Source organism: Vibrio vulnificus CMCP6 (assembly GCF_000039765.1).
GTDB classification, from domain to species: domain Bacteria; phylum Pseudomonadota; class Gammaproteobacteria; order Enterobacterales; family Vibrionaceae; genus Vibrio; species Vibrio vulnificus_B.
Genome location: NC_004459.3, coordinates 1,963,063 through 1,982,881, shown reverse-complemented (window position 1 = coordinate 1,982,881; position 19,819 = coordinate 1,963,063). Strand labels below are relative to the sequence as shown.

Annotated in this window: 16 protein-coding genes; 6 read left to right on the top strand and 10 right to left on the bottom strand. The window is 47.0% G+C overall.

Features of this window, described 5'->3' with window-relative positions:
* Window positions 1–136: 136 nt before the first annotated feature.
* The 3 genes from VV1_RS09420 to fabB form a co-directional block, all read right to left on the bottom strand.
* Entirely contained in the window at window positions 137–1,150 is a 1,014-nt protein-coding gene (locus VV1_RS09420) for an aspartate-semialdehyde dehydrogenase (protein ID WP_011079887.1), read from the bottom strand.
* Window positions 1,147–2,280: a 4-phosphoerythronate dehydrogenase gene (locus VV1_RS09415; RefSeq protein ID WP_043921088.1), complete on the bottom strand. Its 1,134-nt coding sequence runs from the start codon at window positions 2,278–2,280 to the stop codon at window positions 1,147–1,149. Before VV1_RS09415 ends, VV1_RS09420 begins: the two co-directional genes overlap by 4 nt.
* 243 nt (window positions 2,281–2,523) lie before the next feature.
* Window positions 2,524–3,735 carry a beta-ketoacyl-ACP synthase I gene (gene fabB / locus VV1_RS09410; RefSeq protein WP_011079885.1) on the bottom strand — a complete coding sequence of 404 codons (1,212 nt, stop codon included), beginning with the start codon at window positions 3,733–3,735 and terminating at the stop codon, window positions 2,524–2,526.
* 128 nt (window positions 3,736–3,863) lie between these two features.
* Here fabB and mnmC point away from each other — a divergent pair, with 128 nt between their 5' ends.
* Complete coding sequence (gene mnmC, locus VV1_RS09405) at window positions 3,864–5,882, top strand: bifunctional tRNA (5-methylaminomethyl-2-thiouridine)(34)-methyltransferase MnmC2/FAD-dependent 5-carboxymethylaminomethyl-2-thiouridine(34) oxidoreductase MnmC1 (protein WP_011079884.1); 2,019 nt, start codon at window positions 3,864–3,866, stop codon at window positions 5,880–5,882.
* 65 nt (window positions 5,883–5,947) lie between these two features.
* Here mnmC and VV1_RS09400 read toward each other — a convergent pair whose 3' ends face one another.
* Both VV1_RS09400 and VV1_RS09395 read right to left on the bottom strand, forming a co-directional pair.
* Window positions 5,948–6,211, bottom strand: a complete 264-nt coding sequence (locus VV1_RS09400; RefSeq protein ID WP_011079883.1) for a YfcL family protein — start codon at window positions 6,209–6,211, stop codon at window positions 5,948–5,950.
* A 14-nt stretch (window positions 6,212–6,225) separates the two neighbouring features.
* Window positions 6,226–6,756 carry an elongation factor P hydroxylase gene (locus VV1_RS09395; protein WP_011079882.1) on the bottom strand — a complete coding sequence of 177 codons (531 nt, stop codon included), beginning with the start codon at window positions 6,754–6,756 and terminating at the stop codon, window positions 6,226–6,228.
* A gap of 237 nt (window positions 6,757–6,993) precedes the next feature.
* Here VV1_RS09395 and VV1_RS09390 point away from each other — a divergent pair, with 237 nt between their 5' ends.
* A complete protein-coding gene (locus VV1_RS09390) occupies window positions 6,994–7,617 on the top strand; it encodes a trimeric intracellular cation channel family protein (protein WP_013571317.1) in 624 nt (207 codons plus the stop codon).
* Window positions 7,618–7,706: 89 nt separating this feature from the next.
* Here VV1_RS09390 and aroC read toward each other — a convergent pair whose 3' ends face one another.
* Complete coding sequence (gene aroC, locus VV1_RS09385) at window positions 7,707–8,792, bottom strand: chorismate synthase (protein ID WP_011079880.1); 1,086 nt, start codon at window positions 8,790–8,792, stop codon at window positions 7,707–7,709.
* 199 nt (window positions 8,793–8,991) lie between these two features.
* On the bottom strand, window positions 8,992–9,924 hold the full coding sequence (gene prmB / locus VV1_RS09380) for a 50S ribosomal protein L3 N(5)-glutamine methyltransferase (protein ID WP_011079879.1): 933 nt from the start codon (window positions 9,922–9,924) through the stop codon (window positions 8,992–8,994).
* Window positions 9,925–9,983: 59 nt separating this feature from the next.
* On the opposite strand from prmB, the gene smrB reads away from it, so the two are divergent.
* On the top strand, window positions 9,984–10,514 hold the full coding sequence (gene smrB / locus VV1_RS09375) for an endonuclease SmrB (RefSeq protein WP_011079878.1): 531 nt from the start codon (window positions 9,984–9,986) through the stop codon (window positions 10,512–10,514).
* 82 nt (window positions 10,515–10,596) lie between these two features.
* Here the strand turns inward: smrB and sixA are convergent, their stop codons facing one another.
* Window positions 10,597–11,061: a phosphohistidine phosphatase SixA gene (sixA, locus tag VV1_RS09370; protein WP_011079877.1), complete on the bottom strand. Its 465-nt coding sequence runs from the start codon at window positions 11,059–11,061 to the stop codon at window positions 10,597–10,599.
* A 316-nt stretch (window positions 11,062–11,377) separates the two neighbouring features.
* Here sixA and VV1_RS09365 point away from each other — a divergent pair, with 316 nt between their 5' ends.
* A complete protein-coding gene (locus tag VV1_RS09365) occupies window positions 11,378–14,155 on the top strand; it encodes an insulinase family protein (protein WP_011079876.1) in 2,778 nt (925 codons plus the stop codon).
* A gap of 122 nt (window positions 14,156–14,277) precedes the next feature.
* Here the strand turns inward: VV1_RS09365 and fadJ are convergent, their stop codons facing one another.
* Window positions 14,278–16,395, bottom strand: a complete 2,118-nt coding sequence (gene fadJ, locus VV1_RS09360) for a fatty acid oxidation complex subunit alpha FadJ (protein WP_011079875.1) — start codon at window positions 16,393–16,395, stop codon at window positions 14,278–14,280.
* A complete protein-coding gene (gene fadI / locus VV1_RS09355) occupies window positions 16,395–17,702 on the bottom strand; it encodes an acetyl-CoA C-acyltransferase FadI (protein WP_011079874.1) in 1,308 nt (435 codons plus the stop codon). The genes fadJ and fadI overlap by 1 nt, the downstream gene beginning before the upstream one ends.
* 776 nt (window positions 17,703–18,478) lie before the next feature.
* Between fadI and VV1_RS09350 the strand changes: the two genes are divergently transcribed.
* Window positions 18,479–19,054 (top strand): sigma-70 family RNA polymerase sigma factor, encoded by a 576-nt coding sequence (locus VV1_RS09350; RefSeq protein ID WP_011079873.1) that lies wholly within the window; start codon window positions 18,479–18,481, stop codon window positions 19,052–19,054.
* Window positions 19,047–19,778 carry a DUF3379 domain-containing protein gene (locus VV1_RS09345; RefSeq protein WP_011079872.1) on the top strand — a complete coding sequence of 244 codons (732 nt, stop codon included), beginning with the start codon at window positions 19,047–19,049 and terminating at the stop codon, window positions 19,776–19,778. Before VV1_RS09350 ends, VV1_RS09345 begins: the two co-directional genes overlap by 8 nt.
* The last annotated feature ends 41 nt before the right edge of the window (window positions 19,779–19,819 follow it).

Genomic DNA, 19,819 nt, shown 5'->3' with positions numbered 1-19,819 from the left:
AGGAATTAAGCCAAAAAATGTGGGTCTGACATGATATTCGTACTAATCTCACACAATTGCTCTCTAATCGAACAAAAAAGCCTCGCACATGGCGAGGCTTGAGTATTCTTAAGGCTTGAAGCCGAGTGTTTCGAGATCAGTAGTAGTCGCGAATCAGCACTTCTGCGATTTGAACAGCATTGGTTGCGGCACCTTTACGCACGTTATCAGCCACGATCCACAAGTTCACGCCACTGTGATGGCTGATGTCGTTACGGATGCGACCAACCATCACATGGTTTTTACCACCGGCATCGCGAACTTGGGTTGGGAAGTCTTCACCATGGAATACTTCAACGCCCTCGGTTTCTTCCAGTAGACGAACCACTTCTTCTGCATCAATCGGTGAACCCGTTTCGATATGAACCGCTTCAGCGTGACCATAGAAAACCGGGACGCGCACGCACGTTGGGTTAACGGTAATCGACGCATCATTAAAGATTTTCTGCGTTTCCCACACCATTTTCATCTCTTCTTTGGTGTAGCCGTTATCCATGAATTTGTCGATTTGTGGAATACAGTTAAACGCAATTTGCTGAGAAAACTGTTTGTTTTCCGCCGGAATACCGTTTAAGAGTTTCGCGGTTTGTCCCGCTAGCTCATCAATACCTGCCTTGCCCGCACCAGAAACCGACTGATATGTACAAACGTTAATGCGCTCAATACCTACTGCATCGTAGATTGGCTTAAGTGCCACCAGCATCTGGATGGTTGAACAGTTAGGATTGGCAATGATATTGCGGTTACGGAATTCAGCAATGGCTTCTGGGTTAACTTCTGGAACCACCAATGGAATATCGTACTCATAACGGAAATGTGACGTGTTGTCGATCACGACTACACCAGCCTCTGCTGCAATAGGCGCCCATTTCGCAGAAAGATCACCGCCAGCAGAGAACAGACCAATGTGCGCTTGCGACCAGTCAAACTCTTCAACATTTTGCACGTAAATTGTTTTACCGTTGAAACGGTAAGTCTTACCTTCACTGCGCTCACTGGCTAGCAAGTACAACTCACCGACAGGAAATTTGCGCTCTTGAAGCACTTCAAGAATGGTTTCACCGACCGCTCCGGTCGCCCCTAGAATGGCAACATTGTATTGTTGGCTCATTGACTTACCTCAACTTGAAAACCTAGTTTTGCTAGTGGTTTTAAACGACATTGCGCGCTTCCCACTAGCGTGACTGCACTGTATTCACGACGATCCCAATACTCTTTGCGCATTAGGTCAAACGCACCTGGCGCACCGATTTCACGTCGGAATTGTGCGTCATCTCTACGCACATCGTAGACCAATTGCGTCAGGGTATGGAGCGTTGCTTCATCCCACTTGCGATCCAGTACCACTTTTGGCACAGGCGCAGTTGGCAAGAGGTCGCTGGCATGCGCACGAAGTTCATTACCGATGAACTCACAATAACTATTGAAGATCATTGTGGTTCCGCGAGCTTTCCCCTCAAGGCCATAACCTGCCACGTGAGGGGTGGCGAATGCTAACAGAGGCAGTAGCTCCATATCAACCTCTGGTTCAAATTCAAACACGTCAAGTGCCGCCATAAAGCCATCAGCTTGTTGCAGACGACGCTTAAGCGCTTGATTATCGACCACAGGACCACGTGCAGCGTTAATCAAAATTTGATCCGCACGCAATGAGTTTAGAATTTCTTCGTTGATCAGGTGATGTGTCGGATATTTACCGTCGCGTGTGATTGGCGTGTGTAAGGTGATGACATCCGCTTCTTGCAACAAACGATCCAGCGAGGTGAACTCACGTTCGTCCCCTTCTTCTTGCTTAAAAGGGTCATTGATCAGCACTTTAATACCGATGCCTTGCAAACATTGCTGTAAGTAACTGCCAACTTGCCCAGCACCAATTATGCCAACGGTTTGTTCAAAAACCGAAAAACCTTGCTGCTGTGCCAGTACCATCATGACACTAAAGACATACTCAGCGACACCCACTTTGTTGCAACCTGGAGCCGCAGTAAAGTAAATGCCCTTTTCTTTCAATAGCGCTTGGTCAACGTGATCCATGCCCGCTGTTGCGGTACCGACAAACTTCAGTTTGTTGGCTTTGCTGATCAATGCAGCGTTCACTTTCGTCACTGAGCGAATCATCAGTGCATCAATATCCACCAAGTCGTCAGCCGTCAAACTGCGGCCCGGCTTCAAAATCACTTCACCAAGCTGGCTAAACAGCGTCTCGGCGTAAGGCATGTTTTCATCAACAAGAATTTTCATTGTGGCAAATCCCAGATCCATATTGGAAAGTTGCAGTGATTGTGCCCTTTTTCATAAAAATCTCAACACATTCACCGACAAACAAAAAGAAAAAACCCGGTACAAGACCGGGTAAAATTCCAGAACAAAAGGATCCTGTCCCGCTCTCCATGGGACAGAGTCTGCGTCTGTTCGATCAGTGGTACTGATCAAGCTCTGGAAACTGGTGACCGTGCTGCGATGCAACACGGCTGAGCTTTGCCATTAACCTTGGTATTTCTTAATCACCAAAGTCGCATTGGTACCACCGAAACCAAAGCTGTTCGACATCACTGTATTCAATTCTGCTTCACGCATTTCAGTCACAATATCAAGACCTTCAGCCGCAGCGTCTAGGTTTTCGATATTGATGCTTGGCGCAATAAAGTTGTGGTGTAGCATCAGCGTTGAGTAAATCGCTTCGTGAACACCTGCGGCACCCAATGCGTGACCTGTCATCGCTTTGGTTGCTGAAATAGCAGGGCTGTTACCCGCGAAGACTTCTTGAATCGCACCCAATTCTTTGACATCGCCGACTGGCGTTGAAGTACCATGCGTGTTGATGTAGTCGATTTTCTCTACATCTTGCATCGCCATCTTCATACAACGCACAGCGCCTTCACCGGATGGTGCCACCATGTCGTAACCATCCGATGTCGCACCATAGCCGACGATCTCACCGTAAATTTTCGCGCCACGCGCTAAGGCGTGCTCAAGCTCTTCGATCACCAGCATGCCGCCGCCACCAGAGATAACGAAACCATCACGGTCTGCATCGTAAGTACGAGACGCTTTTTCTGGCGTCTCATTGTATTTGGTTGACAGTGCGCCCATCGCATCGAACATCATAGTCAATGTCCAATCAAGCTCTTCACCACCACCTGCAAACACGATATCTTGTTTGCCAAGTTGAATAAGTTCCGCTGCGTGACCAATACAGTGTGCTGAAGTCGCACACGCTGAACTCATGGTGTAGTTCACACCGCGAATCTTAAATGGTGTTGCCAAACACGCAGAAACGGTTGATGACATGGTACGAGGCACCATGTAAGGACCGATACGTTTCACACCTTTTTCACGTAGCGTGTCTACTGCCGCCGCTTGGTTTAGTGATGAAGCACCACCAGAACCCGCAACGATACCTGTACGGTCATTTGAAACTTGATCTTCTGTCAGGCCCGCATCCGCGATTGCCTGTTCCATCGATAGGTATGCATACGCAGCCGCATCGCCCATAAAGCGCATTTGTTTGCGATCGATATGATCGGCAGGAGTAATTTTCAGATCGCCCCACACCTGAGAACGCAGGCCTTTCTCTTTGAATTGCTCAGACGAAGTGATACCTGATTTACCTGCTTTTAGAGAAGCAAGCACTTCTTCGACGTTGTTACCGATACTTGAAACAATACCCATACCGGTGATTACGACTCGTTTCATGTGACATTCCTATAATTCAAAATCCGCTAGATAATAACTAAGAAGCATAACAAAAGTGGTCAGCTTTCCCAGAAATTCGTACAATCGCCCTATTCTAACCGCGCTACATCACAGATTTACATCCTACTATGACATCCATTACCCATGCAGAACTCGGCTGGAATGAAGTCGGCACACCGGTTTCTGACCAATTTGATGACGTTTACTTCTCCAATGTGAACGGCCTAGAAGAAACACGCTATGTGTTTCTTAAACAAAATCTTATTCCTGAAAGATGGCAAGAATTTGACCGCCGTCGCTTTGTGATTGGCGAAACGGGTTTTGGCACTGGATTGAATTTCCTCGCGGTTTGGCAGGCGTTCAATGACTTTCGCCGTGCAAACCCCGACGCAACACTCAAAGAGTTACATTTTGTCAGCTTTGAAAAGTTTCCCCTTAGCAAACAAGATTTGATCAAAGCGCATCAAGCTTGGCCTGAGTTGGCGGAACTCGCGGAAAAACTTCATCGTCATTATCCACCTGCTGTTCCAGAATGTCATCGTATTGTGCTGGACAATGGCGCTGTCACACTTGATCTGTGGCTGGGCGATATTAAAGATTGCCTACCCTCGGTGCCTTACGGTGAAGAAGGCATTATCGACACTTGGTTCCTCGATGGGTTTGCTCCAAGTAAAAATCCCGAGATGTGGAATCAGGATCTTTTCAATGGCATGGCGAAACTGGCGAGATCTGAGTGTCGAGTGGCAACGTTTACCTCTGCGGGTTTTGTAAGACGAGGCTTGATTGAAGCGGGCTTTGCCATGAAAAAAGTGAAAGGCTTTGGCACCAAGCGAGAAATGATCGCAGGCTGCATGGAAACAAGACAACAACAAAGTCGCCACGCGCCTTACTTCAATCGCACCTCTGCATCTCATCTCGATTCTATTGCCATCATTGGCGGAGGAATTGCCAGCGCAGCCCTCGCAAAAGCCTTGGTTCAACGTGGGCAAAAAGTAACCCTCTATTGTAAACACGCCCAAGCTGCAGAAGGCGCATCGGGTAACCGACAAGGCGCAGTTTACCCTTTACTCAATGGCAATCATGATGGCGTTTCACGCGTATTTGCCCCCGCGTTTTTGTTTGCTCGCCAGTTTGTAGAGCAAGCCGCACAAGCGCTCACCTTCGATCATGATTGGTGTGGCGTGACCCAGTTGATGTGGGATGAAAAATCAACCAACAAGTTGGACAAGATGCTCTCTGGGAACTTTGCACCCGAGTTGATTCAAAAGCTCTCCGTAGGAGAAACCGCAGCAAAAATTGGTTTGCCGATCGACATGGCATCGGTTCATTATCCACTTGGCGGCTGGCTATGCCCGGCAGAGCTAACCCAAGCCCTCTTTACGCAATTGGGCACCCTCGACAACTTCACGGCCAAATTTGAGCAGAGTGTTGAACAACTCATCTGGGACGAAAGGTCACAGCAATGGCAAGTCCATACTCAGGGCCAACACGATACTTATAGCGCTGTGGTTATTGCCAATGGTCATGAGTTCCAAACCTTCAGCCAAACCGCTGACATTCCGCTTGGCCAAGTCAAAGGTCAAGTCAGCCATGTCCCTGCTACTGAGACGCTTTCTAAGCTCAAAAGTGTGCTGTGTTACGACGGCTACATGACTCCCGTCAACCCAAACAATCAGCATCTTTGCATTGGCGCAAGTTACGATCGCCGCCATTTGGATACTGAGTTTGATGTCAATGCGCAACAAGAGAATGCCGAGAGACTGACGCAATGTGTCCCAAACCAAGCGTGGGCAAAAGAAGTGGATACATCTGGCAATTTATCTCGCCAAGGGATCCGCTGTGTGAGCCGAGATCATCTGCCGTTTGTTGGCAATGTCGGCGACTTCTCAGCCATTAAGCGTCAATACGCCGATTTGCCGCACACTCAAGCAGAAGAGATTGAGGTAATTTCTCAGTTTCCGAACTTATTCTGCCTCCTTGGTCTTGGCTCTCGTGGCTTGAGCTCTGCCCCACTGATGGCTGAGTTGCTCGCCTCGCAAATCTGTAACGACCCGCTGCCTTTGCCTGTTGACGTGCTTGAAGAGTTACACCCAAGCCGCATGTGGGTAAGAAAACTGCGCAAAGGCAAAGCCATTACCGAGCTGTAAGTTGAAGATACGCACAAACAAAAACGCCTCGTTGTATTGACGAGGCGTTTTTATTGAAACAGAGGTTAAGCTTGCGCTTGGAGCTCTTGCCACAAGTCGCTGACGATGATGCGATCTGCTGGCGCAAGTTCTGAGCGAGCATTCTCTAAACTCTGCTCAATGCGCGATTTCAGCTCCGTCACATCGTTTACGCCATCTTCTTCGCAAGACGCAGCAGAGAGCGAAATATGGCCACGTAAATAACCACCTGCAAACAGTTCATCTTCTGATGCCGTTTCAATACGTGCATCAATCAGTTCCAACAGTTTTTCTTCAAATTCAATAATCATGGATAATCTCGTGGTTACTTAACGATGAAATCGCCTACTTCTAAGGGTTTTACTTGATAAAAATTCCGCAATGCGTCGGAAAGCATCTGCACTCGAGGGGGGAACCCCGTCTCAAATATCGACATGACTTCCTGATGCACTTTCTGCATAAAGCCCAAACGGTCAGGCTCGAAATCGCCGTGTAGGTTGTCACAACTTACATTAAAAGGAAAGCCTGCACTGAGTGCCAAAATCCATTCGTACGCTTGTGGGCGAATTTCAACTTTTTCAAACTCAGCTTGCACCTCAGCCGTTCTTCCATCGGGTTCATACCAATAACCAAAGTCTTCGAGGAGTCGGCGCTCTGGTCCAGCCACGCACCAATGGGCTATTTCGTGTAATGCAGAGGCATAAAAACCACGAGCAAAAATAATTCGATGATTGGGAACTGAGGTATCCGCGGGTAAATAAATTGGCTCATCGCCACCCAACTCTAACTTGGTGTTGAATGACTCAGAAAAGGTCTGATTAAAAATGGTGATGAGGTCTTGATAATGGTGACTCATGGTTCGATCTGTACTTCTTTTGACTTGCGCTGCGCATTGTCGCTCTTTTTTAGAATGAGGTAAACGATTGTTCCAAAACACTGCGCAATTTGAATTAGCTCACCTTATTTGAAAGCGTGCTTTCCCCTACTATTTCTCATTCGTCAACCCAATCATTTGTGACTAAACTCACGCCTTATTTGTTATTCCACCCTTTGTATATATGACGCAAAGGAAGTGTTACTAGAGCGTTTCAACATGTTGTTAAGTGTTTTGTATGTCATTGGCATCACGGCAGAAGCCATGACAGGTGCGCTAAGCGCCGGACGCAGAAAAATGGATTGGTTTGGTGTAATGTTGGTGGCCAGTGCAACAGCCATTGGCGGTGGTACGGTACGAGACATCCTACTAGGACACTACCCACTTGGTTGGGTAAAAAATCCAGAGTTTCTTGCTATCACTTGTGTGGCGGGCATCTTAACAACGGGGCTTGCCAAGTGGGTGATCAAACTCAAAGGCTTGTTTATCCGCCTTGATGCCCTCGGCCTCATCGTATTTAGCATTATTGGTACTAAAATTGCGCTGCAGATGGGCTTACATCCGGGCATTTGTATGGTTTCAGCTCTAGTGACTGGTGTTTTTGGTGGTTTACTGCGCGACCTCATCTGTCGTCAAACACCATTGGTATTGCATGAAGAGCTTTACGCGTCCATTGCGCTTTTGGCATCGGGTCTTTACCTGACATTGTTGGCATTTGAAATCCCAGACGTCACGGCCACTATCGTCACACTCGTGGTAGGTTATGTGCTGCGCATGGCGGCAGTCCGATTTAAATGGCGCTTACCGTCATTCCACTTGGACTCTGAAGAAGCCGTGCATTAAGACACGAAATCTCATATTAACCCATATAAAAAGGGTGGCCCTGATGGTCACCCTTTTTGTTTATATTTCAATGACTTTAAACTAGAGAACTAGATTTTTGGCGTTTGCGTGCTGACGCCATGATTTTGTCCACGATGACGCAGTAAGTGGTCCATTACCACAATCGCCAACATGGCTTCAGCGATGGGCACAGCGCGAATGCCAACACAAGGATCGTGACGACCTTTGGTAATGAGCTGTGTAGATTCACCATCCACATTGATGGTGTCCCCTGGCACGGTAATGCTTGAGGTTGGTTTTAACGCAATATTGGCAACGATGTCTTGTCCGGTTGAGATACCACCTAAGATACCACCAGCATGGTTACTGCCAAAACCCTGAGGAGAAAGCGTGTCACGGTGCTGACTGCCTTTTTGGCTCACGACATCAAAGCCATCACCAATCTCCACGCCTTTCACCGCATTAATGCTCATCAAAGCATGAGCAATATCCGCATCAAGACGGTCAAACACGGGCTCACCTAAACCAACAGGAACATTCGTCGCCACCACTTGAATCTTGGCACCGATCGAATCGCCTTCTTTTTTCAAGTCTCGGATCAGTTGATCAAAAGCCTCAACTTTGTCGACGTCAGGGCAGAAAAATGGGTTGTTCTCAATTTCGTTCCAATCCACTTTATCAATCGCAACGTCGCCCATTTGTGAAAGATAAGCGCGGATCTCAACACCAAATGCTTGCTTGAGGTATTTCTTCGCAATCGCTCCAGCAGCCACTCGCATGGCGGTTTCGCGTGCCGAAGAACGACCACCACCGCGGTAATCACGAATCCCATATTTTTGGTGATAAGTGTAATCAGCATGACCCGGACGAAATTTATCTTTGATGTCTGAGTAATCTTTCGAGCGTTGGTCGGTATTTTCAATCAACAAACCAATCGATGTGCCTGTTGTTTTCCCTTCAAACACCCCTGAAAGAATTTTCACTTCATCCGGCTCGCGGCGTTGGGTGGTGTAACGTGATGTACCTGGGCGTCGGCGATCCAGATCGGTCTGCAGATCTGCTTCACTAATTTCAAGCCCTGGAGGACATCCATCCACAATACATCCCAGTGCGATACCGTGACTTTCTCCGAACGTGGTTACTCGGAAATGTTGTCCGATACTGTTTCCTGCCATTACTTCCTCAAATATTGTTAGCGCTGTAAACCAGGCTATACATTTCAATTCTTCGTGATTTCATAGTGGCGCTATTGTGTTTTGATGTAAACCCCTAAAACGATCAATTTTGTCTTTTTCGGTCATCTCGAAAAAAAACGCCCGCTTAAATCATTAAAGCGGGCGTTTTCTCAAAAAGTGTCAGCAAAGGGGTTAATGCTTAGTCTTTGTATAGACGGAAATCCTCAGCACACGCCAACAACTGCTCGCGCGTTAGCAAGAAGACGCCGTGGCCACCGTTTTCAAACTCAAGCCAAGTGAATGGAATATGCGGATATTGCTCCATCATGTGTACCATTGAGTTGCCCACCTCACAGACCAAAATACCTTTCTCTGTTAGGTAATCCGGTGCATTCGCCAAAATACGGCGCACGAGTTTAAGGCCATCCGTTCCAGCGGCAAGACCTAATGCAGGCTCATGAGTGAACTCAGTTGGTAGGCTATTCATGTCTTCTTCATCCACGTATGGTGGATTGGTCACGATGATGTTGTATTGCTCTTTTGGCAAATCACGGAATAGATCGGAACGAATAGGGAAAACTTGCTGCTCCATGCCGTGGTCTTGAATGTTTTGCTCGGCTACCGCGAGTGCATCCACCGAGATATCAATGGCATCCACTTCAGCTTCAGGGAAAGCATGAGCACAGGCAATTGCAATACAGCCACTGCCCGTACACAGATCCATAATGCGCACTGGCTCTTCGATTAACCATGGTTCAAATTGCGCTTGGATAAGTTCACCAATTGGCGAACGTGGCACAAGTACGCGCTCATCAACGAAGAACTCTAAACCACAGAACCAAGCTTTGTTGGTCAGGTAAGCGGTTGGCGTACGTTCGTTGATACGCTTAACCACACGCTCAACAATGCGTAAACGCTCGCTACTGGTCAAACGTGAGTTCAATACATGCGGAGGCACATCAATCGGTAAATAGAGCGTAGGAAGGATTAGCTGAACCGCTTCATCCCAAGCATTATCAGTGCCGTGACCGTAAAACAAATTGGCGGCATTAAAGCGGCTCACTGTCCAACGAATCATATCTTGAAGAGAATGAAGCTCAGAAACGGCCTCTTCTACAAAAATCTTATCCAAAATTGCCTCCGAAAAGCGCTACAATACTGCCAATGATGTAAATATTTAGTGTTAAACCCATGAGTAACAAAGACAACGACCTTGACGACGATTTCTCATTATTCCGGGAAGCAGTACAGGGCATAAAAAAGTTGCCTCAGGATACCATAGTCCAGCAACCAAACAGAAATACTAAACAAAAAGAAATCAAGCGTATTAGCCGTGAAGCCAGTGACTCTGAATTCTATTTCTCAGACGAGTTTGTTCCTCTTTTAAACGAAGAAGGGCCGACCCGTTACGCACGTGACGACGTATCCACCTATGAAGTCAAACGCCTGCGACGCGGGGTGTATGTTCCCGATGTGTTTCTTGATATGCACGGGATGACACAACAAGAAGCGAAGCGTGAACTTGGCGCAATGATCGCTTACTGTGTGAAAAATGAAGTACATTGTGCCTGCGTGCAGCACGGTATCGGGAAGCACATTCTCAAGCAAAAAACGCCACGGTGGCTCGCGCAGCATCCTGATGTGCTGGCTTTCCACCAAGCACCACTTGAATTTGGCGGAGATGGCGCTCTGCTTGTTCTGCTCTCAATCCCTGAGAAATAAAACCGCTCTCACGTCTGCAGGTGACTATCTCCTGCAGCGTCCTTCTTTCCGTTATCGTGCTCTAACCACTATTGGGCTCTAACTACGGTCTTAAACTAAAACGGATTTCGCCACGATGCTGGCTCGGTTCAAACTCCACACACACCATGCCGGATGTCGGGAACATCGGCGCAGACATGTCTTTGACAAATTCCGCCGTCAAATAGCCCACCAAAGGAAGATGTGAAACCAGCAGAATCTGCTCTGGCTGCTCGACTTCAATCAGCGCGCACAGGTAATCATAAACTTGCTCAGACTGCCCATAAGGGGTGATGTCTTCACAGGTTTCCACTGCGTCGGCTTGAAAATAACCACTGATTTCTTGCCAAGTTTGTTGCGCTCGAAGGTAAGGGCTAACAAGAACCTTATCAAAATGTGTGATGCCATGTTCGGCACAAGCTTTCGCTACGGTATCCGATTCTAGACGACCACGAGTGGTTAAGGCTCGTTGTGCATCACTGTCGGCGAAATGTTCCGCTTCACCGTGACGCATAATTAGTACTTTCATGTAATATCCTTGGACTCAATTCGGATCATTATCATTTGACGCGTTTAGGCGCTTGCATTCTTCTTTGCATTTTTCGATCCGCTTTGCGCTGCCATCACAGCACAATGACGAGTATTTATTTGATGATCTTATTCGACTCAGCCGCGACAATTATATCAATTCACTTGCTAAAGACTTCGACTTTCTTAACAATCTGTTAAAGAGAGGTACGCAAAGCGTTATCAATCTCAATATTCGCCATGGAAATACCACGGAGAATTTGCACCCGCTCTTTTCAGGTTCATAATAACAATATTGACATTTTCGGAGACGCAACGTGCACTTAAGTCCAAATGACACTCATCACTATCGTTACTTGACGCTCGATAACCAGTTGAGAGTTTTGCTGATCAGCTCCGAAGACGCCACCAAATCAGCTGCGGCTCTTGCGGTCAATGTCGGGCATTTTGATGATCCTATCGAACGAGAAGGTCTTGCCCATTATCTTGAACACATGCTGTTTTTGGGGACGGAAAAATACCCTAAAGTAGGCGATTTTCAAAGCTATATTAACCAGCATGGCGGCAGCAATAATGCTTGGACAGGGACTGAGCATACTTGTTTCTTTTTTGACGTCAGCGCCAATGTTTTTGAAAAAGCGCTAGACCGATTTAGTCAGTTTTTTGTCGCGCCTTTGTTTAACGAAGAGGCTCTGGATAAAGAGCGCCAAGCGGTCGAATCGGAATATCGTCTGAAATTGAACGACGACTCAAGACGCTTCTACCAAGTCAATAAGGAAGTGGTTAATCCGAATCATCCTTTTGCAAAATTTTCCGTCGGTAACTTGGAGACACTCAACGACAGAGGTGGCGTTTCCATTCGCCAAGAGATCGTAGACTTCTATCGCACTCATTATTCATCCGATTTAATGACCTTGACCATCTATGGACCGCAAAGTCTTGATCAGCTGCAAACGTGGACAGAAGAAAAGTTCGGCCCTATCGCCAACAACCATTTAGCGGGTAAATCGATAGAGGCCCCCATCAGTGATGAAAACAGCACTGGCATTTTGGTGAACATTGAGCCGCTCAAAGAGATACGTAAGCTCATTATGACATTCCCGCTGCCAGGCATGGATCATCACTACTCAACCAAACCGCTTTCCTACTTTGCCCATCTGCTTGGATATGAGGGTGAAGGCAGTTTGATGCTCAAACTGAAAAACAAAAACTGGGTGACCTCCCTCTCTGCGGGCGGTGGCGCTGCTGGCAGTAATTACCGTGATTTCACGGTAAGTTGTACTTTGACGAAAGACGGACTCGCCCATACCGATGAGATTATTCAAGCTGTCTTCCAGTACATTCGCTTGATCAAAGCAGAAGGGCTTGAAGAGTGGCGATACAAAGAGAAACAAGCGGTACTTGAATCTGCGTTTCGCTTCCAAGAGCCCTCTCGACCACTCGACATGGTCAGTCATTTGGTGATTAACATGCAGCATTACGCTGCGGAAGACACCATCTATGGCGATTATAAAATGGCGAAGTACGATGAGACGCTACTGCGCTCTTTGTTTGACTATTTTACCGTTGAGAATCTGCGTGTGACGTTGATTGCGAAAGGCTTTGAGGCAGACAAAGAAGCGGCATGGTACTTCACCCCATACCGTGTCACGCCATTTAGCGACGAGCAAAAACAAAACTATGCGCAAATTAACCCAGGTTGGGGGTTTGAGCTTCCAGCGCGCAACCCATTTATCTGTTACGAACTGGATCCCAACCCGCTCGAAGCGGATGAAACCCTGCCACAGTTGATTGAAGATCTTGAAGGGTTCCGTCTCTGGCACCTACAGGACACCGAATTTAAAGTACCTAAAGGGGTGCTTTACGTGGCGATAGACAGTCCACACGCGGTTTCTTCTGCGAAGAATATTGTCAAAACCCGCCTGTGCGTTGAGATGTTCCTCGACTCGTTGGCCAAAGAAACTTATCAGGCCGAAATCGCTGGAATGGGTTACAACATGTACGCTCATCAAGGTGGCGTCACCCTAACGCTCTCGGGTTTCTCACAAAAACTGCCACAACTGCTTGAGATGATCCTCAAGCGCTTTGCAACGCGAGATTTCAGCCCGATTCGATTTGATAACATCAAAAAACAATTGCTTCGCAGTTGGCGAAATTCGGCGCAAGATCGTCCTATTTCTCAACTATTTAATGCAATGACAGGCATTTTACAGCCAAACAACCCTCCCTTTTCCAAACTCATTGAAGCCTTACAAGAGATTGAAGTGGAAGAGTTGGCCGAGTTCGTCGATGCCATTCTCGCTGAGCTGCATGTGGAGATGTTTGTCTACGGCGATTGGCAGCGCCAACAAGCGCATGATATGGCCACGACACTGAAAAACGCCTTGAGAGTGAAAGAGCAGCGCTACGAAGAAGCCTTACGTCCACTGATTATGCTTGGTGCAAATGGCAGCTTCCAACGAGAAGTGGAATGTGGCCAACAGGACTCTGCGGTGGTGATTTATCATCAATGTGAAGACACCTCACCTCACAGCATTGCACTTTACTCTTTGGCAAATCACTTGATGTCTGCAACCTTTTTCCATGAAATTCGCACTAAACAGCAACTTGGTTACATGGTGGGAACCGGCAACATGCCATTAAACAAACACCCCGGAATCGTGCTGTATGTGCAATCGCCAAACTCAGCACCAGCGGAATTAGTGCGCTCGATTGATGAATTTTTGAATGCGTTTTACATGGTGTTGCTAGAGCTCAATGAATATCAATGGCACAGCAGTAAGCGCGGACTCTGGAATCAAATCTCCGCACCAGACACCACCTTACGCAGCAGAGCGCAGCGTTTGTGGGTTGCCATCGGCAATAAAGACACAGAGTTCAATCAGCGCGAGAAAGTGCTCGAGGAGCTGAAAAACTTAACTCGTGCCGACATGATCCGCTTTGTGGTAAATGAACTCAAACCAAGAACAGCGAATCGTTTAGTGATGCATACACAAGGTATCGCCCACGCCGATGCACCAAAAATTCACCTTGGTCAGGAAATTGGCTCGATTGAAGAGTTTCAGCTAAGGCCAAAAGATGTCGGCCTCGGTTAGCACTCAATCTGGGTTAGATATTGAGCAAAGAAACAAGCAGGCAACAAAGAAGCAAACAAAAACAGGCTACCCGAGAGTAGCCTGTGTTACTTTTTGCACTAAACCATTGGCTGGTTTAGAAACTAGTTGTCATAGAAACGACGTCCTTCTCCCGCACGCGTGAGTAAACCATCACACGGCGCAAAGCGATCGCCATATTTCTCAGCGAATTGGTTCATTTTCTCTACCAGTTCCTTCAAACCAAATTGGTCCATATAACGGAACGGGCCACCTAAGAAAGGAGGGAAACCGATACCAAAAATAGCCCCAATGTCGCCATCACGAGGAGAACGAATAATGCCATCATCCAAACAGCGTACCGCTTCGTTGAGCATTGGCAACACACAACGCAGCGCAATGTCATTGTCGCTCAGCTTCGACTCTGGGGTGAGTTTCAGCAGTTTGTAAACGGACTTATCCACTTCTTTCTTCTTGCCTTTATAGGTGTAGAAGCCTTTTCCGCTCTTGCGACCTTTGCGGCCATCATTGAGAAGCACATCAAACACATCCGGCCCTTTAAAGCGAGCACCCAACTCAGCGACAAGGATAGGCATGATCTTCGCACCAATATCTACACCCACTTCATCCAGCAACGTAATTGGACCGACAGGGAAGCCAAAATCCAATAATGCGGTATCGATCTTATCGATCGGCTCATTTGCTAGCAAAATGTGTGCAGATTCATTCATGTACGGCGCAAGAATTCGGTTCACATAGAAACCCGCTTGATCTTTCACCACAATCGGCGTTTTGCCTTGTTTCTTCGCCAAAGCGACCACCGTGGCAATGGTTTCTTCCGACGTTGATTCATGCGGAATGACTTCCACCAAGGGCATTTTCTCTACTGGGCTAAAGTAGTGCAAACCCACAATGTTCTCAGGCCTCTGCGCCTTCTCGGCAATTTTATGAATTGGCAAAGAAGAGGTATTGGTCGCGAAGATAGTCTCCGGCTTCGCATTTGCTTCAATATCCGCCACCATTTGTTGCTTGAGCGACAGATCTTCAAAGACCGCTTCAATTACCACGTCGGTACGGTTAAAGCTGGTGAAATCGGTTCCTCCGCTCAATTGCAGCATTTTGCTCTGCAGTTGCGCCTTGGAGAGAATGCGACGTTTGCGCTGCTTATCAAACAACTTGTAGTTGTATTTCAAGGCGTTCAGCACGCCGTCATTGCTGACGTCTTTAATGCGTACTGGCACTTTGGCTTTTGCCACACTGACATGACTGATACCCGCACCCATCAAGCCGCCGCCAAGTACGCCGACCATTCCGACTTTACTTGGTTTTGCTTCACTGCCCGTTTCTTTTTTCATTTCCGTGGTGGCAAAGAAAATCGAACGCAAAGCCTTCGACTCGTTGCTCATGACCAACTCACCAAAGCGCTTCGCTTCCAGCTCCAAGCCCTGTTTCATTCCTTTTTCAAGGCCATGCTGGATGACTTGCAAAATGGCGACAGTCGCAGGGTAGTTACCACGTGTTTTTTCGTGCGTTTTTTTCGCCGCTTGTTCAAACACAAACTTACGCCCTAGCCCACTCCCAGAGAGCAATTTCTCTTTTGTCGTCACTTTTTGTTTTGCGCGCTTCTTGCCTTTTTCAACAAACTGCTTTGCCACATCCAACAAAATAGTTTGTGGCACGCAGGCATCAACAACGCCCAATTTTTTGGCTTTGTTGGCTCGAAGCTGTTTACCCGTCAGGATAAGATCCAATGAAGGAAGAAGACCAATCAAACGAGGGAGACGCTGAGTACCACCAGAGCCCGGTAATAGACCAAGCTGGACTTCTGGTAAACCAAGACGAGTGGCGTCATCGTCACTACACACACGGAAGTCACACGCTAACGCCAATTCCAAGCCGCCACCCAGACACGGGCCGTGGATTGCAGCCACCACTGGATAAGGCAAATCAGAAAGTTGTTGAAATAACTCTTGTCCTTGGCGTGCAAGGGCTTCTGCTTCTGGCGCTGTTTTGCACGCTTCTAGCATTCGCACATCCGCGCCTGCAACAAAGTTGTCAGGTTTCAACGAATGCACGATCAGCCCTTTCAGGCCGCTGCTGTCTTTCAGTTGAGCAAAAATCGCCTTCATTTCATCGGCAAAAGCCGCTTGAAGGGTATTCATTTTTTCGTTTGGAACATCAATGCCAAGCCACGCAATGTTCTGCTCATCAATCTTTAGATTAAACGCTTTTTGCTCACTCATTATTCAACCTCCAGAATCATCGCAGCACCCAGACCACCAGCCGCACAAGCCGTGTTCAGCGCTAAGCCACCGCCACGACGTTTCAACTCACGCAACGTTTGCGTCATCATGCGTGCGCCCGTTGCAGCAAAAGGGTGACCATAAGCAATGGAACCGCCGAGCACATTAAACTTGTCCATATCAATCTCACCCATCGCTTTTGAACGGCCAAGATTCTCTTGAGCAAATTTATCTGAAGCAAACATTTTCACGTTCGCCAGTGCCTGCGCTGCAAACGCCTCATGCATATCAATAAGAGTGAGATCAGAAAGCGCTAAACCTGTACTTTGTAGAACTTTCGACGTGGCGTAAGAGGGGCCCATTAGCATATCGCTCTCAACGCCGATCGCTGAGAAAGCGTAGCCACGGATGTAACCAAGGATCTCCATACCTAATTCTTTGGCACGGCCTTCACGCATCAACAACACCGCAGCAGCACCATCGGTTAACGGTGTACTGTTTGCTGCGGTCACACTGCCATATTGACGGTCAAACGCTGGACGAAGTTTGGCATAGCCTTCTAAGGTAGAGTCATGACGAATATTGTTGTCTTCCGCAATCCACTTCTTATAGGGTTCTGGGAATGCCGTCATCACCTCTCCGGCAATCTTGCCGTCACGCCACGCTTGCGACGCTAACGTGTGAGAACGATGCGCCAGCGCATCTTGCTCCGCACGCGTGATGCCATGCGTTTTTGCCATTTGCTCTGCGGTTTGGCCCATGGAAAGCCCTGTAGAATACTCCGCCACAGCAGGGGGTACCGGCATGAGATCTTTCAGTCCTAAACCAGAAAGCACTTTCAGTTTTTGACCCAACGTCTTGGTTTTGCTTAACGCCAACAAACTCGCGGCAAGCTTTTTCGAGACACCGATAGGCAAGACAGAAGAAGAATCCGCACCACCGGCAATACCAATATCAATCGCTCCGGCCATAATACTTTCTGCCACGTTCACCGCAGATTGGAAACTGGTGGCACACGCTCTGGTGACACTGTAGGCATCCGTATGAATGTTCATCCCCGTCCCCAGCACGATTTCACGGGCAATGTTTGGCGCTTCCGGCATTTGAACTACTTGGCCAAACACCACTTGCTCAATCAGCTTCGGATCAATATCAGTACGCGCTAACAAATCGCTAACAACCATTTTTCCTAGGTCGACAGCTGGCACCTGACTAAATTCTGTACTTTGACGAGCGAAGGGAGTTCTTAACCCCGCGACGATAGCAACACGCTCGCCCTGACGTGTTTTCACTTCCTGCTTGCCCATTGTTTCTCCTTAATAACAAGAGGTCTGACCTGATGCATTGTAATCAGTTTGTTAAATTTATCAAACATGCGTTTAAATAAACGTGAGGTTAGTAGATCTATTATTCTAATCCCTCTGCAAGCTTATTTTTATTTCAATAACTTACAGACAATTATTAATCAGAATGTCAACGGCAGGTAGTTGAGAGGCAAAAAAAAACCACACAATACTGTGTGGTTGGAATTGGTATAAAACAATTAACTTACGCCAATTGAAAATAATCAGTTTCCTGATTAGGAGAAAGTAAAGTCAGCCTTCAAAAGGAAGTGTCATCTTGCTCAACACGCTAACCCAAAGGGTTAACTAGATGACAGGGTTTACTATAGCCAGTTTGTCGCTACAGATTTTGAATTAGATCAATTTTATGGTGATTTAGCGCTAACTGGTGCGTATACAAAGCGTTATTCCTGACTTTCCCTGATCTTTATCATCTAAATTGCACTTTATTTCTATCCTTCTTCGCTTACGAAAGAGCGCTAACACCACTTTACGCCCAGTTTTCGTCCCATTTAGGTGTAAAATTATCGATATGCTAAATAGAACTCTTCTTCAACAATAAGGTCCAAAGGGGTTCCGACGTTAAAGCGGAATCAAAATCTTGTTTGTTATACAACAGATAATTGTAATATTTCTTTTATCAATATTTACGTTAGACTAAGTGTCGGGCTCGCTTGATTGATAAAACAGATAGGAATCATACGATTAAAAATGCATTCCTATTCCCACACAGAGCAGGTATGGAGGCTTCTGTGGCAATATTTGAATTATTCCGAAAGAAAACGTCTGACACTCCGGTCAATACGGAAATGGACAGACAAAGAAAATACGAAGCACTTGTACGAGCCTATCATCGAGATTTGTACCGTTACGCTTACTGGCTTTGCAAAGATCAATCCATTGCCGAAGATCTTGTGCAAGAGACCTGCCTTAGAGCGTGGAAATCTCTAGATAGCCTACAAGATGAAAAAGCCGCAAAATCTTGGCTCATTACGATTTTGAGACGAGAGAATGCACGTCGTTTTGAAAGAAAACAGTTCGACCTCGTGGATATTGATGACTATGGCAATGATGCCAAAGTCACTGATGATGAACACCACCAGCAAGAATGGTTGCAAGCGCAAATTATGAAGTTAGATGTGGAATATCGTGAGCCACTGTTTCTCCAAGTTGTGGGGGGATTTAGCGGTGAAGAGATCGGAGACATCCTTGATCTCAATAAAAATACGGTAATGACACGTCTGTTTCGCGCAAGAAATCAGTTGAAAGAGCTGTTAGACTCAGACCAAACTCAAAGGGGGCAAAAAAATGGATGATTTAGAATTTCGTCGCCGTATTTTGTCGGACCCGAAAAGCCGTGACGAAGAAGTTTTGCAAGCGCTCAACAGCAGCGATTCCAATGCAAAATTTGCTGAAGATGTGCTGGATTTGGATGCGCAAATCAAACAAGCAATGAAAGTGGATGTGCCTGAAGAGCTTGTTGACAAAATCTTGTTTAAACAAACGTCTTACGCGAGTGATGATAAAATTGTCAGACCAAATTTCGTCCGTAAAGCAATGGCGCTAGCCGCTTCATTTGCCTTCACTGCAGGCCTATTGGTCGGTCAAATTAACTGGGGTAACCTCATTGTGCCACCTGCACAAGCAAGCTTGGCAGATACGGCAATGAAACACGTGGTCGCAGAAAGTGGCTTTGTGCGACACATCGATGAGCAAGTGACCTCCGTACAGATCAACGCCAAATTATCGCCACTGGATTACTACTTTGATGCAAACTTCCCATACCACGTTTATTACCTGAATCACTGTGGTTTTGGCCATGCCAATGCATTGCATATGATTTTCCAGGGAGATAAAGGCAAGATCACGCTGTTTATCGCCCCAATTAAGAGCCCAGCAGAAGCTGATTTCGCCAAAGACGGGATGAATGGCATTATCGTTCCTATTGGTGATACCAGCTTGATCTTGGTGGGAGAAAATGGCGAAGACACCAAGAAATTTGCTGAAAAACTCGCACCTATGATTAAACCTCTCGTTTAGTCAGCATTTCGCCGACAAAAGCCGCAAGTTACTGCTAACTT

Coding starts and splice junctions, on each gene's coding strand:
- VV1_RS09420 (WP_011079887.1), bottom strand. CDS start 1,150: ATGAGCCAACAATACAATGTTGCCATTCTAGGGGCGACCGGAGCGGTC.
- VV1_RS09415 (WP_043921088.1), bottom strand. CDS start 2,280: ATGAAAATTCTTGTTGATGAAAACATGCCTTACGCCGAGACGCTGTTT.
- fabB (WP_011079885.1), bottom strand. CDS start 3,735: ATGAAACGAGTCGTAATCACCGGTATGGGTATTGTTTCAAGTATCGGT.
- mnmC (WP_011079884.1), top strand. CDS start 3,864: ATGACATCCATTACCCATGCAGAACTCGGCTGGAATGAAGTCGGCACA.
- VV1_RS09400 (WP_011079883.1), bottom strand. CDS start 6,211: ATGATTATTGAATTTGAAGAAAAACTGTTGGAACTGATTGATGCACGT.
- VV1_RS09395 (WP_011079882.1), bottom strand. CDS start 6,756: ATGAGTCACCATTATCAAGACCTCATCACCATTTTTAATCAGACCTTT.
- VV1_RS09390 (WP_013571317.1), top strand. CDS start 6,994: ATGTTGTTAAGTGTTTTGTATGTCATTGGCATCACGGCAGAAGCCATG.
- aroC (WP_011079880.1), bottom strand. CDS start 8,792: ATGGCAGGAAACAGTATCGGACAACATTTCCGAGTAACCACGTTCGGA.
- smrB (WP_011079878.1), top strand. CDS start 9,984: ATGAGTAACAAAGACAACGACCTTGACGACGATTTCTCATTATTCCGG.
- sixA (WP_011079877.1), bottom strand. CDS start 11,061: ATGAAAGTACTAATTATGCGTCACGGTGAAGCGGAACATTTCGCCGAC.
- fadJ (WP_011079875.1), bottom strand. CDS start 16,395: ATGAGTGAGCAAAAAGCGTTTAATCTAAAGATTGATGAGCAGAACATT.
- fadI (WP_011079874.1), bottom strand. CDS start 17,702: ATGGGCAAGCAGGAAGTGAAAACACGTCAGGGCGAGCGTGTTGCTATC.
- VV1_RS09350 (WP_011079873.1), top strand. CDS start 18,479: ATGGAGGCTTCTGTGGCAATATTTGAATTATTCCGAAAGAAAACGTCT.
- VV1_RS09345 (WP_011079872.1), top strand. CDS start 19,047: ATGGATGATTTAGAATTTCGTCGCCGTATTTTGTCGGACCCGAAAAGC.